Genomic DNA, 14,411 nt, shown 5'->3' on the forward strand with positions numbered 1-14,411 from the left:
GGGGGGGCGGCCCCCCCCCGGCGGCTCCGGCGCCTCCCGTCATGGCGTCCTACAGGGCGACACCCAGCAGGGCGTCGACGGCGCGCGAGACCACACCGGGCGCCCCCTCCTCCGTACCGCCCGCTGATTCCTGCAGACCGGCCCAGCGGTCGACGGCCGCGAGCGCGGCGGGCGAGTCCAGGTCGTTGGCGAGGGCTGTACGGATCTCCTCCACCAGGGCGTCGGCGGACGGGCCGTCCGGCCGGGAGACCGCGGCCCGCCAGCGCCCGAGCCGCTCCACGGCACCGTTGAGCACCTGGTCCGTCCACTCCCAGTCCGCGCGGTAGTGGTGCGCGAGGAGCGCCAGGCGGATGGCGGCCGGGTCGACGCCGGAGCGGCGCACGGTCGAGACGAAGACCAGGTTGCCCTTGGACTTGGACATCTTCGCGCCGTTCAGGGCGACCATGCCCGCGTGCACATACGACCGGGCGAAGGGGTACTCGCCGGTCAGCGCCTGGGCGTGGGACGCGCCCATCTCGTGGTGCGGGAAGGCCAGGTCGGATCCACCGCCCTGGACGTCGAAGCCCATGCCCAGGTACTCCAGGGCGATGGCGACGCACTCGATGTGCCAGCCCGGCCGGCCGCGGCCCAGGCTGCCGCCGTCCCAGCTCGGCTCGCCCTCGCGGGCGGCCATCCACAGCATCGGGTCGAGCGGGTTCTTCTTGCCCGGGCGCTCCGGGTCGCCGCCGCGCTCGGCGGAGAGCAGCTTCATGGCCTCGGCGTCGAGCCCGGAGACCTCGCCGAAGTGGGTGTCCGACTCCACGGAGAAGTAGATGTCGCCCTCGAGCTCGTAGGCGGCGCCGCTGTCCCGCAGGCGCTCGACCAGGGGGACGATCTTGGGTATCGACTCGACGGCACCGACGTACTGCCTCGGGGGCAGCATCCGCAGCGCGGTCATGTCCTCACGGAAGAGCGCCGTCTCGCGCTCCGCGAGCTCGGTCCAGTCCTCACCGTCGCGCTGGGCGCGTTCCAGCAGCGGATCGTCTACGTCGGTCACGTTCTGCACGTAGTGAACCTGCCGCTTGTTGTCGAGCCACACGCGCTGCACGAGGTCGAACGCGTTGTAGGTCGCCGCATGACCCATGTGGGTGGCGTCGTACGGGGTGATGCCGCAGACGTAGAGGCGGGCGACGGGACCGGGCTCAAGCGTGACGAGTTCACCGGTCGCGGTGTCGTGGATCGTGAGGTCGCGGCCCGTGCCGGGCAGGGCGGGGACCTCGGAGGCTGGCCAGGCATGCATGTCTTGAGCCTAACCGGACGGATGTTCCGGATACGAACCGGACGGGTGACCTTAGCCGATTCGGCACCCTTGCGCGACCGGCTGGGACGTGCTGAGACCCTAGAGGGTGTCTCCCCCTAGACGGGTGGCCAGGGGATCGCGGGCCAGTCGCCTGACGGTGCCGGGTGCCGCCCGCTCGCCAGGAGGGCCGCCACCCGGGCGCGGAGGGCGGCCAGTTCGGTCTGGGTGATCAGTTCGGGCAGGCGTGCGGCGAGAGGGCCCTCGTCCAGGTCGGTGGCGAGGCGGCCGAGCACCTCGACGGCCTCGTCGGTCAGCGGCTCCCCCGCCCAGCCCCACAGCAGCGTGCGCAGTTTGTCCTCGGCGTTGAAGGTGACGCCGTGGTCGATGCCGTACAGCTGTCCGTCGGCGGTCGGCAGCAGGTGGCCGCCCTTGCGGTCGGCGTTGTTGATCACCGCGTCCAGGACGGCGAGCCGCCGCAGCCGGGGGTCGTCGGCGTGCACCAGAAGCGCGGTGCGGCCCTGCTCGACCTCGGCGAAGCCGATGGCCTTCCAGCCGTCCGCCGGTTCCTCGCGGTCCACCAGGGCGAGGAGCTCTGGTGCCGAGTCCTCGGGTGCCGCCTCGATCCACAGCTGGCACATGCCCTCGCCGTACGGTCCGTCCCGCAGCACGGTCGGCGGTACGAGGCTCCAGCCCATCGCCTCGGCGACCTCGTACGCGGCCACCTCGCGCTGGGCGAGGGTGCCGTCGGGGAAGTCCCACAGCGGTCGCTCCCCCGCGACCGGCTTGTAGACGCACGAGGCGCGCTCGCCCTCGTACGCGACCGAGCAGAACAGCACCGCGTTGGAGGCCTCGCGGATCTGGCCGCGCACGGAGAGCTCGCCGTGGGTGAGCAGCTCCACGCTGGTCGTCACGCTCCGCGACGGTATCCGTTCTGGCGCGGGCATACGTGTCCTTCCGGGTCGAGCGGCAGGCTGCACAGCGGACACGGCGGACGCCCGGCGTTCACGACGTCCAGGGCGCGTTTGACGAAGGCCCTCGCCTGGGTGCCGGAGAGGCGCACCCGGAGCATCGGGGGGCCGTTCTCGTCGTCCTGGAGCAGCCGCTCCTCGGCCTCGGCCAGGCCCTCCTCGTCGTCCGCGTCCAGCTCGACCAGGGCCTGCGCCTCGACGATCATGCGCTGTTCGTCGCCGTCCCAGGCCAGCGCCATGGTGCCGACCCGGAACTCCTCCTCGACCGGATTGTCCAGTGGCGCGCTGTCCGTGATCTCGGCGGGCGCCACGGCGGGTACCGGAGCGCTGCCCCCACTGCGCCGTACGACCTCGTCGAGCAGTTCGTCCATGCGCTCGGCGAGCGCGGCGACCTGGGTCTTCTCCAGGGCGACGCTGGTGACCCTGCCTCCGGCCGAGGCCTGGAGGAAGAACGTACGGCGCCCGGGGAGCCCGACCGTACCTGCCACGAAGCGTTCCGGTGGGTCATAGAGGAACACCTGACGGGACACGTCCTGGCCTCTCCCTCGGTATCGACTGACTCTGCGACTGACTCTTGGGCTGACTCTTGGGCTGGTGCCGCGACTGGTGCGACTAGTTCACCCTACTGCGGGCGACGATCACGGTGCTCCCGCACCGCCACCTACGGTCGCGTCCGATGTGCCGGTTCCCGGGTCGCTCGCGCGCGGTACCAGCGAGCCGAAGTCCCCGGTGTCGCTGAGGCGCAGGAGGAAGGGGCGCAGCCGGGTGTAGCGGATCGCGGTGATCGAGCTGGGTTCGACCGAGATCCGTTGGAAGAGGTCCAGATGGAGGCCCAGGGCGTCCGCGACCAGGGACTTGATGACGTCGCCGTGCGAGCACATCAGATACACGGCGTCCGGGCCGTGCTCGCGCTCCACGCGCGCGTTCCAGTCGTGGACCGCCTGGGCCGCGCGGTCGCGCATGGCGGGCATCGACTCGCCGCCGGGGAAGGCGGCCGCCGACGGGTGCTGCTGCACGACCTCCATCAGCGGCTCGTCCATCAGCTCGGCGAGCTTGCGCCCGGCCCAGTCGCCGTAGTCGCACTCGTTGATGCGTTCCTCGGTGTGCAGGGCGAGGCCGGGGCGGGCGGCGAGCAGCGGCGCGAGGGTTTCCTGGCAGCGCTGCAGCGGGCTGCTGACGGCCGCGACCAGCGGGACCGCGGCGAGCCGCTCGGGCAGGGCCGCGGCCTGGGCGCCGCCGAGCTCGTCCAGGCCGACGCCTGGCGTCCGGCCGGCGAGCAGGCCCGCGGTGTTGGCGGTCGACCGCCCATGTCGGACGAGGATCAACGTCGGCATGCCGCCACCCTAGGGCCTGGAGTCAGGGACGTGCGGGCGGGCCCGGATCGGGGAAGAATGCGCGCCGTGATCGTGGACTGCGCCATCTACCGCAACGGCCGCCGTACGCCGGGGCCCGAGGACTTCTCGCGGGCCCTTCAGGAGGCGCGTGCCACGGGTGACGCCTTTCTGTGGATCGGGCTGCATGAGCCGACGCCGGCCGAGTTCGACCGGGTCACCGAGGAGTTCGGGCTGCACCCGCTGGCGGTGGAGGACGCGCTCAAGGCGCATCAGCGGCCCAAGCTCGAGGTCTACGACGACTCGCTGTTCGTGGTGCTCAAGCCGATCGCGTACGACGACTCGGTGGACAGGGTGACCTCGGGCGAGTTGATGGTGTTCATCGGCGACTCCTTCGTGGTGACGGTCAGGCACGGGATCGGCGCCCCGCTCGGCGCCGTACGCAAGCGTCTGGAGGACGATCCCGACGTGCTCAGCCACGGGCCGACCGCGGTGCTGTACGCGGTCAGCGACGCCGTGGTCGACCACTACATAGAAGTCGCGGACGAGCTCCATCTGGATCTGGAGGAGCTTGAGGCGCGGGTCTTCGAGCCGGGTGGCGGCGACACCCGGCACATGGCGGCGCGGATCTACGGCTTCAAGCGGCAGGTACTGGAGTTCCGCCGCGCCACCGTCCCGTTGGCGGCGGTGATGACGCGGCTCTCGGGTGCCGGGGTGCCGTTCGTGCACGCGCGGGCGCAGCCGTTCTTCCGCGACGTCAGCGACCATCTGACGCGTGCCAACGAGAGTGTGGAGGGCCTGGACCGGCTGGTCTCCGACATCCTCTCGGCGCATCTCGCGCAGACGGGCGTACGGCAGAACGACGACATGCGCAAGATCTCGGCGTGGGCCGCGATGGCCGCGGTGCCGACGATGATCGCGGGCATCTACGGCATGAACTTCGACCTGATGCCCGAACTGACGTGGGTGTGGGGCTACCCCGGAGTGCTGGTGCTCATGACGGGCCTGGTGTACGGCCTGTACCGGCAGTTCAAGCGCCGCGGCTGGCTGTAGACCCCGCGGCCGCCCCGCTAGGCGAACTCCGCGGCCGAGGTCGCGGGTCCGCCGAGCGCGTCGCGCCGCTCAGGCATCGTCAGGGACACCATCCGCCGCCAGCCCGCGACGCGCTCGTAGGCGTACATGGCGTGGATACCCGCGGCGAGCACCGCGGCCTTGGGTTTCGACCAGCCCAGGATGCGGCCCATCCGGGCCATCACGGCGAGGCTGACGTCACGGTAGATGCGGATCTCGGCGAGGGCGCAGTCGTGCAGGATGCGCTGGATGGTGCGGCCGTGGCCCTCGCGGGCGAACCGCAGGAGTTCCTCGTGGCAGTAGGCGAGGTGGTTGTCCTCGTCGTTCGAGATCATCGTCACGGCCTTGCCGACCTCGGGGTGGTCGGCGAAGTACTTGCGGAGCATCACCATCTGGTCGGCGGCGCGCTGCTCGGTGACGCGGCTGTGCGACAGGTAGGTGATGATGTCGTGCTCGCTGAGCTTCTCGTCGCGGCGCAGCTGCTCGTGCGCGAGCCCGATGCCGTGCTTCTCCAGCAGGAGTGTGTAGTCGGTGTCCTCGGGGACCTCGACGGGGGTGAGGCCGCGTTTCTTCATCAGGGCGTTGAAGATCCGGCCGTGCTTGTCCTCGTCCGCGCCGTGCCGTACGACTTTCGGGGCGAGTGCGCGCTGGCTGTCGGGAATCAGGGCCGCGATGCGCGCGTTCTCCCAGCCGCCCTGGGTCTCCCCGCTCGCAGCGATCGAACAGAACAGCCGATACGACTCGTCGTTGTCGATGATCTCCTGGAACAGACTCCTGGCCGAGAGCATGACCGCCACCTCCTAGCAGGGACCGCAGCACCTACGAGTGAAGTCCGCTGCGGGCTGTTGGGCAACAGGTACGCCAGACAACTCCGCCGATAGGGGGATCTGGGGTTTAGCGGGAGGCAGTCGGGCCATAGGCGGGCGGCGTGTCCCGTAACCGTCCGGTGCGTGGGGCGTTGTACGGGTGACGGCCGTGGCGGGGAAGACCCCCGAGCCCCCACCACGGCCGCAGAACTTACTCCCAGGGCATTACGCCACTCCGGCGCGCTCCAGGGCTTCGGTGCCCGCGCGGAGCGAGGCGATCCGCTCGTCCAGGGTGAACCCGGCGGGGGCCAGGGTGAGGGTGGTGACACCGGCCGCGGCGTAGGCCCGCATTCCGTCGGCGATGCGGTCCACCGAGCCCAGCAGGGTGGTCTGTTCGATCAGCTTCTGCGGTACGGCGGCGGCCGCGCCCTCCTTGTCGCGGTCCAGGTACTTGTCCTGGATCTCGGCGGCTTCCTTCTCGTAGCCCATGCGCTGGGCCAGCTGGTTGTAGAAGTTCTGCTTGCGGCTGCCCATGCCGCCGACGTAGAGCGCGGTGTACGGACGGAACATGTCGGCCAGCGCCGGGACGTCCTTGTCGGCGCCGAGTGCGAGCGGCACCGTCGGGCAGACGTCGAAGCCCTCCATGGTGAGCCCGGCCTTCTCGCGGCCCGCCTTGAGATGCTTGATCGCGGTGTCCTGGAGGTGCTCGGCGGACGGGAAGATCAGCAGGGCGCCCTCGGCGATCTCGCCGGTCTGCTCAAGGTTCTTCGGGCCGATCGCGGCGATGTAGACGGGGATGTGCTCGCGCGCCGGGTGCACGGTGAGCTTGATCGGCTTGCCGGGGCCACCGGGCAGCGGCAGCGTCCAGTGCTCGCCTTCGTACGACAGCCGCTCCCTGGCCATCGCCTTGCGGACGATCTCGACGTACTCGCGGGTGCGGCCGAGTGGCTTGTCGAACTTCACGCCGTACCAGCCCTCGGATACCTGCGGGCCCGAGACGCCGAGCCCGAGGCGGAAGCGGCCTCCGGAGAGCGAGTCGAGGGTGGCCGCGGTCATCGCGGTCATCGCGGGCTGTCGGGCCGGGATCTGCAGGATCGCCGAGCCGACGTCGATACGTTCCGTCTGCGCGGCGACCCAGGACAGCACCGTGGGGGCGTCCGAGCCGTACGCCTCGGCGGCCCAGCAGACCGCGTAGCCGAGTCTGTCGGCCTCCTTGGCGACGGCGAGATTGTCCGCGTCCATCCCGGCACCCCAGTAGCCGAGGTTGATCCCGAGTCGCATGGGCCGATCCCCTTACTCATCAGTAACGTCAGTGTTGCGGGGACTCTAGCGCGCCGGCGCACGATCCGTCAGGGTTCGGTTGTCCACAGGCCCACCACAGGGTGAACTCCGGCCAGTAATCTCAGCGCCCATGGAGCAGAGGCATCTCGGCCGTACCGGCCTGCGTGTGTCCCGGATCGGACTCGGCACGCTCACCTGGGGACGGGACACCGACGAGCACGACGCCGCCGATCTGTTGAAGGTGTTCTGGGAGGCGGGCGGCACGCTCGTCGACACCGCGGATGTGTACGGCGACGGGCAGGCCGAGTACATGCTCGGACAGCTGATCGAGGATCTGGTCCCGCGCCGTGACCTGGTGATCGCGACCAAGGCGGGCAGTGTCCCGGACCCCGACCGGCGCTTCGACGGCTCCCGCGGGCATCTGCTGGCGGCGCTGGACGCGTCACTTGAGCGGCTCGGCACCGACCACGTCGACCTCTGGCAGCTGCACGCCTTCGACCCGTACACGCCGCTGGAGGAGACGCTCCAGGCGCTGGACCTGGCGGTCAGCAGCGGGCGGGCGCGCTATGTGGGCGTGTCCAACCTCTGCGGCTGGCAGCTGGCCAAGGCGGCGACCTGGCAGCTGGCCGCACCGGGCATACGTACGCGGCTGGCCAGTACGCAGCTGGAGTACTCGCTGCTGCAGCGCGGTGTGGAACGCGAGGTGCTGCCCGCGGCGCTCGACCTGGGTGTCGGACTGCTGCCGTCGTCGCCGCTCGGGCGCGGGGTGCTGACCGGAAAGTACCGGCACGGCACGCCCGCGGACTCCCGTGGCGCCTCCGAGCACCTCGCTCCGTTCGTCGCCCCCTACCTCGACGACGCGGCGAGCCGGATCGTGGACGCGGTCACCACCGCGGCGGACGGGCTGGCCACGACACCGCTGCAGGTCGCCCTGGCGTGGGTCAGGGACCGGCCGGGCGTCGCCGCACCGATCATCGGCGCGCGCAACGCGCTGCAGCTCACGGCGGCATTGTCAGTGGAGACCCTTAGTCTTCCTGACGAGATCTGCCAGGCGCTCGACGACGTGTCAGCGCCCGTGCACCGCTACCCCGACCAGTTCTGGAGCACGCTGTGACTACGGAGTCCGCCGCCGCGGAGGAGACCGGGGCGGCCACGCCCGGCGCGGGGGTGCCCGCAGCGCCGGGCGCGCCCGCGCAGGAGCCCACCGCGGACGGCGCCGAGACCGCGCTGCCCGACGCGCCGGGCGTCGAGCACGCCGACGGGAGCGCGTCGCCCCCGGGCGCCGACGGCGAGGCCGATGCGGGCTCCTCTGCCGCGGACGAGGCCGCCGCGGAGGAGCCCGCCTCGGACGAGGCCTTGGACGTCGACGCCGCCGGACCGACCACCGCCGGGGAGGGCTCGGGCGGAGCCGCCGCGGGCGAAGGTGCCGAGGGCGCGGAGGCCAGTGGGCCCTCTGAGGCTGAGCTTGAGTTGGCCGCGCAGCGGGAGTTGCGGGAGCGGATCGAGCACCGGAAGGCCGAGAAGCAGGGGCCCGTGGAGAGTGGGACCAAGTTGAGTGGGCAGGCGGCCGATCTGCTGGCGGCCGTGCGGGCTGTGGAGAGCGGGGCCAAGCCGGTGGCCGCCGTTTTCCGGGAGCCCGCGCCCGCGCCGCGGCCCGCCGCGCCGGAGCCCGCCCGGCCCGCGTCGCCGGACCGGGTGCGGCCCGCGTCGGAGACCGTCGCCTCGGTGGCGGCCGTACTCACCGAGGGCGGCGCGCCCAGCACCCTCGCCGAGCAGGCCGCCGCCGTACTCGGTGACGGCGCCGATGGCCAACTGCGGGACGACCCCTGGCTGCTGCTCCGGATCGCGGGGGTACGCCCCGAGCAGGCCGACGGCTTCGCGAGGGCCCTGCTGGGCGACGCCTGCGGCCCGGACGACGAGCGCAGGGGCCGGGCGGTCGCGGTCTGGCTGCTCGAACAGGCCGCGCTGGCAGGCCACACCGTCCTCGACGCCTCCGCCCTGCAGGCCGCGCTCGGGCAGCGTGGCGTCCCCGACCCGGACGCCGCGGTGCAGAGCGCGATCGCCGAGGGGGACGTACTCGTCTTCCAGGACGCCGTAGAAGACGCTCCCGCGCCCGCCGAAGACGACGAGGAGCGCCCGGTACAAGTTCGCGTCGGACTGGAACGCTGCGCGCTCGCCGAGGAGAGCCTCGCCGACGGGCTGGCCCGGATCGTCAACTCGTCGGCCAAGGACGACGGTTCCGAGCAGGCCCGCTGGGAGTCCGCCGCGACGTCCCGGGGCTCGGCGGCCGAGCTGCTGCGGGCCGCAGCAGGGCATGGGCTGGTGCTGCACACCGGTGGGGAGGCGGCCAGGTCCGAGCCCGCCACCCTGGTCGCCGCCGCGCGCGAGCTCGGCCTGCGCGTGTGTGCCGCCACGCACAGCGCGGACGGGCGGGACCGGTTCGCCCGGCTGCTCACCGCGGTCGGGACAGAGGGCGAACAGAACGGCACGGCTCCGGGCACGGCCCAGCCTGAGGGCGCGCCCGACGGCACGGGAGCGCGCACGGACCGACCGGAGCGCGCGGCCGACGGCACGGAAGCGGGCGGGGACGGACACGGGCACGGCGGTCCGGACGGCACGAGAGCGGGCAGAGACGGGCACGGGCACGGCGGTCCCGACGACACCGGGGCGCACCCGGACAGGCAGGGCGCCCAGCAGCACGGTACTGGGGCGGGCGGCGGGGAGCGGGACTCGGCCGTGGTCACCGTGTCCGGGCTGCTGTCCGGCGCCGAAGGGCCGGGGCGGGACGCGGAAGGTGCGTTGGCCCTCGATCTCCTGGTGGTTCTGGACGCGCCGCAGTTGGACGTGGAGACCGCCGCGATGCTCGTGGAGTCGCTGCCGGACGGCGCCCGACTCGTGCTCAGCGGCGACCCGGCCGTCTTGTGGTCGGCCGGCGCCGGGCGGGTCTTCGCGGATCTGCTGGCCGCCCGCGTCTGCCCGCAGATCGTCTCCCGCACCCCCGACCCGGGCCCGCTCGGCGAGCTGGTCTCGGGCATCGCGATCGGCGAGCTGAACCAGGTGGCCGCGCCCGACAAGGAGGTCGTGATCGTCCCCGTGCGGGACGCGGGCGAGGCGGTGCACCGCACCGTGCAGCTGGTCGCGGACTCGGTGCCCAGGGCCATCGGCATCGCCGCCGAGCACACCCAGGTGATCACTCCGGGCCACGGCGGCGCGGCGGGCACCCGCGCACTGAACGCCGCCCTGAAGGAGCGCCTCAACCCCGGCCCCGGCCGCTTCGGCGGTTTCGACCCCGGGGACCGCGTCGTGCACACCCCGGCACCCGGCCGTGCGGTGCCGGGGCGCGTGGTCCGCGCGGATGCCGAGGGGCTGCACCTGGACTGCGCGGGCACGCCCGTGGTCGTACCGAAGGAGCGGGTGGAGCAGTCTGTGCGGCACGGCTGGGCGCTCACCGCGCATCAGGCCGTGGGCCAGCGCTGGCCCGCCGTGGTCGTCGTCCTGCCCGGAGACGAGGTGCGGGCGCTGACCAGAGCGTGGGTGTACACGGCCTTCGGGCGCGCGGAGCGCCACCTGTCCGTGGTGCACGGCGTAGACCAGGCGCTGGCTCGGGCCGTGGCGGAGGTCCCGGCCAAGGAGCGCACCACCCGACTGCGAGCCCTGCTGTGTGCCCAGGTCCCGTCGGCGGCATAGCGAGATGACGGGACGGGCGGGATAGGGAGATGACGGGATGGCCGGATAGCGAGATGGCGGGCTAGTCGTACACCGCGCGCTTCGGGGTGGGGGGCCCCCCCCCGGGGCCCGGCCCCCCCCCCCCCCCCCCCCGGGGCGCAGGTCAGCGGCGCTCCTGGTACTCGTTCGCGAGCAGCGCGTCCATGGTCCCGCGGAGGTGGCCGATGAAGTCCTCGNCCCCGCGAAGGCGGGGCCCACTCCGTGGTGTGTCGCTCCAGCGGCTAGGCCGCGCGGCGCGCCCTGCGGTACAGCACGGTGCCCGCGAGCAGCAGTCCCGCGCCCGCGGGAACGGCGAGGCCGACCGGCAGGTCGTTACCGGTCCTGGCGAGCTGCGCGGAGCCCTCGGGCGGGGTGACGATCTGTGTCCCCGGCTCGTTGGGCTCGACCGGCTTGTTCTGCCCCACCGGCTCCACCGGCTTGGCCGGGCCCTCGGGCGCTTCCGGCTTCTTCGGCGTGTCGGGGGTTTCCGGCTTCTTCGGCGGCTCGGGGTCGGGGTTGCCCTCGGGGGGCGCCTCACCTGAGTCGTTGACGCAGTCGTTGCCCGTGGTGCCGTTGCCGAGTCCGCCGACGGTGACGGTGTTCCCGCAGGCGTTTACGGGAACGTCGATGGGCGCCTGGATGACGTTGCCCGAGCCGACACCGGGTGAGCCGCTGCCGCTGCCGTCGGCCTCGGCCCCGCCGCCGGACGGCGCGCTCTGATCCGCGCCGCCGTTGTTCGAGCCGGTGTCGGAGCCGCCCGGGGAACCGTCCGTGGAGCCGCCGCCGGAGCTGTTGGCACAGCTGTTGCCCGCCGTCGGATTGAGCAGCCCGATGACGTTCACGGTGTTCCCGCAGACGTTGATCGGGGCGTGCACCGGGGCTTGAACGGTGTTGCCGGACAGCACACCGGGCGAATCCGAAGACGTGCCGTTCGCACCCGAGTCGGCGTGCGCGTAGCCGCCGCTCACGGCGAGTACGCCGCCCGCGGCCGCCACGGTGATCAGGCCTTTGCGCGTGACCTGTCGCATAGCTTCCTTCCCTGCCTTCCACCTTCCGGAGTACGCACGGACCTGCTGACCCGTGCGCCGAATGCCGATCGGCCCCGGAGTGCATGGCTCGCACTCCGGGGCCGATGAGCTCAGACCCTCATGGGGTGAGGCACAACGTCACTGGTTGACGCAGGTGTTGCCGAAGGCGGGGTTCAGCAGCCCGATCACGGAGACCGTGTTGCCGCAGACGTTCACCGGCACGTGGATGGGAGCCTGGACGACGTTGCCCGAGAGAACGCCGGGAGAGTGCACAGCGGCACCCTGAGCACCCGAGTCGGCGACGGCCATGCCCGCGCCAGCGAGCACCAGACCACCAGTGACAGCCGCAGCAGCAGCGACCTTCTTGATCATTATTCCTCCTAGTTGGCAATGCAGTCCCAGCCGCGGACTGCACACCTTGTAACGAGGAGGGAGTAATCAAGCTACGAGCCTATGAGCGCATTCACTCTTCTCAGTCAGGGCGGCACACGCTAGCGATTACGGACGGGTGTCCGCGGCAGACGTCCCGGCAGGTGTCCGCGGCAGGCGTCCCGGCAGACGCCGCAGCGGACGTCTCAGCAGGCGTCGATGAAGCGGTCGAGCACCCGCGCCCCGAACTTCAGCCCGTCCACCGGCACCCGCTCGTCCACACCGTGGAACATGCCCGCGAAGTCCAGCTCCGGCGGCAGCTTCAGCGGCGCGAAGCCGAAGCAGCGGATACCGAGGTCGTCGAAGGACTTGGCATCGGTGCCACCGGAGAGCATGTACGGCACGGCGCGGGCGATCGGGTCCTCCGCCTTGAGCGCCGACTGGATCGCGTCGACGAGCTTGCCGTCGAAGTCCGTTTCCAGCGCCTTGTCGGCGTGTACGTCCTCGCGCTGGACGCGGGGGCCCAGAATCCGGTCCAGGTCGGCCAGGAACTCCTCCTCGTAGCCGGGCAGAAAACGCCCGTCCACATGGGCGGTGGCCTGCCCGGGGATCACGTTCACCTTGTATCCGGCGCCGAGCATGGTGGGCGCCGCGGAGTTGCGCAGGGTGGCCCCGACCATCTTGGCGATGCCGCCGAGCTTGGCGAGCGTCGCCTCCATGTCCTCGGGGTCGAGCTCGGTGCCGAGCGCGTCCGAGAGCTCGTCGAGGAAGGACCGTACGGTCTTGGTGGGCCGCACCGGCCACTGGTGGCGGCCGAGTCGCCCGACCGCCTCGCAGAGCTCGGTGATCGCGTTGTCGCTGTTGGTCATCGAGCCGTGCCCCGCCGTGCCGTCGACGGTGAGGCGCATCCAGTGCATGCCCTTCTGCGCCGTCTCGATCAGGTACAGCCGCAGCTCCTCGTTGACCGTGAAGGAGAAGCCGCCGACCTCGCCGATCCCCTCGGTGACGCCGTCGAAGAGGTCGGGGTGCTTGTCGACCAGGTGCCGCGCGCCGTACGTACCGCCCGCCTCCTCGTCGGCGAGGAAGGCCAGCACGATGTCCCGCGGGGGCTTGCGGCCGCTGCGCAGCCGGTCGCGTACGACCGCGAGGGTCATCGCGTCCATGTCCTTCATGTCGACCGCGCCCCGGCCCCACACGCAGCCGTCCGCGATCTCGCCGGAGAACGGGTGGTGCGTCCAGTCCTGGGCGTTGGCCGGTACGACGTCGGTGTGCCCGTGGATGAGCAGCGCCGGCCTGGAGGGGTCCTCGCCCTCGATCCGCGCCACCGTCGAGGCGCGCCCCGGGTGCGACTCGATGATCTGCGGCTCAAGGCCGACCTCGGCGAGCTTCTCGGCGACGTACTCGGCGGCCTTGCGCTCGCCGGGACCCGAGTGGTCGCCGTAGTTGCTGGTGTCGATCCGGATCAGGTCGCGGCAGAGGTCCACGACCTCGTCCTGGCCGGTGACGGCCTCGACCTTGTTGGCCCTGCTCGACTCGCTCACGCTGCTTCCTCCCGCAGTTGCCGCTGGTGGTCCCTCCCATCCTCCCGCGCGGACCCCGCACACCCAAGGCCGGGACCGAGCCGTCCCCGCCCGCTGGGACGCGTGATCAGGGAGCTCTGAATGTTTGCTATGGTTTTCCACGTCACCGCGGGAGACCGGGGCCGACAGACACCTAGTCCGGGTGGCGGAATGGCAGACGCGCTAGCTTGAGGTGCTAGTGCCCTCACCTAGTCCGGGTGGCGGAATGGCAGACGCGCTAGCTTGAGGTGCTAGTGCCCTTTATCGGGCGTGGGGGTTCAAGTCCCCCCTCGGACACTTGAGGTGCTAGTGCCCTTTATCGGGCGTGGGGGTTCAAGTCCCCCCTCGGACACATATTTAACGCGGGCCGTGACTTCACAGTCACGGCCCGCGTTTTTCTGTGCCGCCAGCCGCCCGCCGCCCAGGGCTCGGGGAGCTGGCGGCGCTGTGCACAATGGGCCGTATGTCTCGTCGCGCCGCTCGGCCCTCCCGTGCCTCTCGGACCCCTGCCGTGGGGGCCGCCGCACCCTGCCCCTGCGGGCTTTCCGCCTCTTACGGCGAGTGCTGCGGGCGGCTGCACTCCGGAGCGGCGAAGGCCGCCTCACCCGAGGCGCTGATGCGGTCCCGGTACAGCGCGTTCGCCGTCGGAGACGAGGCGTATCTGTCGCGGACGTGGCATCCCAGCACCCGGCCGCCGCGGATCGGCTTGGAGAGCGGGACGCGCTGGGTGGGCCTGGAGATCCTGGCGACCACCGAGGGCACCGCCTTCCACCGTGCGGGGACCGTGACGTTCCGCGCCCGGTACTCCGATCACGGGCGGCCGGGGTCGCTGTACGAGGTGAGCAGGTTCGTACGGCTGGACGGCGGGGACTGGGTCTACGTGGACGGGGACACCCGCGAAACGGACGGGGACACCCGCGAAGCGCACGGGGACACGGGCGAACAACCGCTCGCATAACCCCGCGCACCACCCGTCGCGTAGCCCGTCGCACTGAGTCCCCGCGCATCGCCCGA

13 protein-coding genes and 1 tRNA gene are annotated in these 14,411 nt (G+C 71.8%); 5 read left to right on the top strand and 9 right to left on the bottom strand.

The window, feature by feature from the left end; translation table 11 throughout:
* Positions 1 to 49 precede the first annotated feature (49 nt).
* The 4 genes from mshC to U9R90_RS22735 form a co-directional block, all read right to left on the bottom strand.
* Complete coding sequence (gene mshC, locus U9R90_RS22720) at positions 50 to 1,279, bottom strand: cysteine--1-D-myo-inosityl 2-amino-2-deoxy-alpha-D-glucopyranoside ligase (RefSeq protein ID WP_411058501.1); 1,230 nt, start codon at positions 1,277 to 1,279, stop codon at positions 50 to 52.
* Between the two features lie 116 nt (positions 1,280 to 1,395).
* Positions 1,396 to 2,223, bottom strand: a complete 828-nt coding sequence (locus tag U9R90_RS22725) for an SCO1664 family protein (RefSeq protein WP_411058502.1) — start codon at positions 2,221 to 2,223, stop codon at positions 1,396 to 1,398.
* The gene (locus tag U9R90_RS22730; protein WP_411058503.1) at positions 2,187 to 2,777 is read right to left on the bottom strand and encodes a DUF3090 domain-containing protein; all 591 of its coding nucleotides are present in this window, start codon (positions 2,775 to 2,777) and stop codon (positions 2,187 to 2,189) included. The genes U9R90_RS22725 and U9R90_RS22730 overlap by 37 nt, the downstream gene beginning before the upstream one ends.
* A 108-nt stretch (positions 2,778 to 2,885) precedes the next feature.
* Positions 2,886 to 3,581, bottom strand: a complete 696-nt coding sequence (locus U9R90_RS22735) for a histidine phosphatase family protein (protein ID WP_411058504.1) — start codon at positions 3,579 to 3,581, stop codon at positions 2,886 to 2,888.
* A 57-nt stretch (positions 3,582 to 3,638) separates the two neighbouring features.
* Between U9R90_RS22735 and corA the strand changes: the two genes are divergently transcribed.
* Positions 3,639 to 4,631 (top strand): magnesium/cobalt transporter CorA, encoded by a 993-nt coding sequence (corA, locus tag U9R90_RS22740; RefSeq protein ID WP_411058505.1) that lies wholly within the window; start codon positions 3,639 to 3,641, stop codon positions 4,629 to 4,631.
* Positions 4,632 to 4,648: 17 nt separating this feature from the next.
* On the opposite strand, the gene U9R90_RS22745 is transcribed toward corA, so the two are convergent.
* Positions 4,649 to 5,437, bottom strand: coding sequence for a ferritin-like domain-containing protein (locus tag U9R90_RS22745; protein ID WP_411058506.1), 789 nt, complete (start codon positions 5,435 to 5,437; stop codon positions 4,649 to 4,651).
* Between the two features lie 243 nt (positions 5,438 to 5,680).
* Entirely contained in the window at positions 5,681 to 6,736 is a 1,056-nt protein-coding gene (locus U9R90_RS22750; RefSeq protein ID WP_411058507.1) for an LLM class F420-dependent oxidoreductase, read from the bottom strand.
* Between the two features lie 130 nt (positions 6,737 to 6,866).
* On the opposite strand from U9R90_RS22750, the gene U9R90_RS22755 reads away from it, so the two are divergent.
* On the top strand, positions 6,867 to 7,850 hold the full coding sequence (locus tag U9R90_RS22755) for an aldo/keto reductase (protein ID WP_411058508.1): 984 nt from the start codon (positions 6,867 to 6,869) through the stop codon (positions 7,848 to 7,850).
* Entirely contained in the window at positions 7,847 to 10,423 is a 2,577-nt protein-coding gene (locus U9R90_RS22760; protein WP_411058509.1) for a helix-hairpin-helix domain-containing protein, read from the top strand. The genes U9R90_RS22755 and U9R90_RS22760 overlap by 4 nt, the downstream gene beginning before the upstream one ends.
* A gap of 260 nt (positions 10,424 to 10,683) precedes the next feature.
* On the opposite strand, the gene U9R90_RS22765 is transcribed toward U9R90_RS22760, so the two are convergent.
* The 3 genes from U9R90_RS22765 to U9R90_RS22775 all read right to left on the bottom strand — a co-directional run bounded on the left by U9R90_RS22765 (position 10,684) and on the right by U9R90_RS22775 (position 13,379).
* Complete coding sequence (locus U9R90_RS22765) at positions 10,684 to 11,469, bottom strand: chaplin family protein (RefSeq protein WP_411058510.1); 786 nt, start codon at positions 11,467 to 11,469, stop codon at positions 10,684 to 10,686.
* 138 nt (positions 11,470 to 11,607) lie between these two features.
* A complete protein-coding gene (gene chpH / locus U9R90_RS22770) occupies positions 11,608 to 11,841 on the bottom strand; it encodes a chaplin ChpH (RefSeq protein WP_411058511.1) in 234 nt (77 codons plus the stop codon).
* Between the two features lie 203 nt (positions 11,842 to 12,044).
* A complete protein-coding gene (locus tag U9R90_RS22775; RefSeq protein WP_411058512.1) occupies positions 12,045 to 13,379 on the bottom strand; it encodes a M20/M25/M40 family metallo-hydrolase in 1,335 nt (444 codons plus the stop codon).
* A 230-nt stretch (positions 13,380 to 13,609) separates the two neighbouring features.
* Between U9R90_RS22775 and U9R90_RS22780 the strand changes: the two genes are divergently transcribed.
* Both U9R90_RS22780 and U9R90_RS22785 read left to right on the top strand, forming a co-directional pair.
* A tRNA-Leu gene (locus tag U9R90_RS22780) sits at positions 13,610 to 13,694 on the top strand.
* 166 nt (positions 13,695 to 13,860) lie between these two features.
* Positions 13,861 to 14,355, top strand: a complete 495-nt coding sequence (locus tag U9R90_RS22785) for a YchJ family protein (protein ID WP_411058513.1) — start codon at positions 13,861 to 13,863, stop codon at positions 14,353 to 14,355.
* The last annotated feature ends 56 nt before the right edge of the window (positions 14,356 to 14,411 follow it).

Origin of the sequence: Streptomyces sp. E11-3 (assembly GCF_046540415.1) — a bacterium.
Lineage (GTDB): Bacteria > Actinomycetota > Actinomycetes > Streptomycetales > Streptomycetaceae > Streptomyces.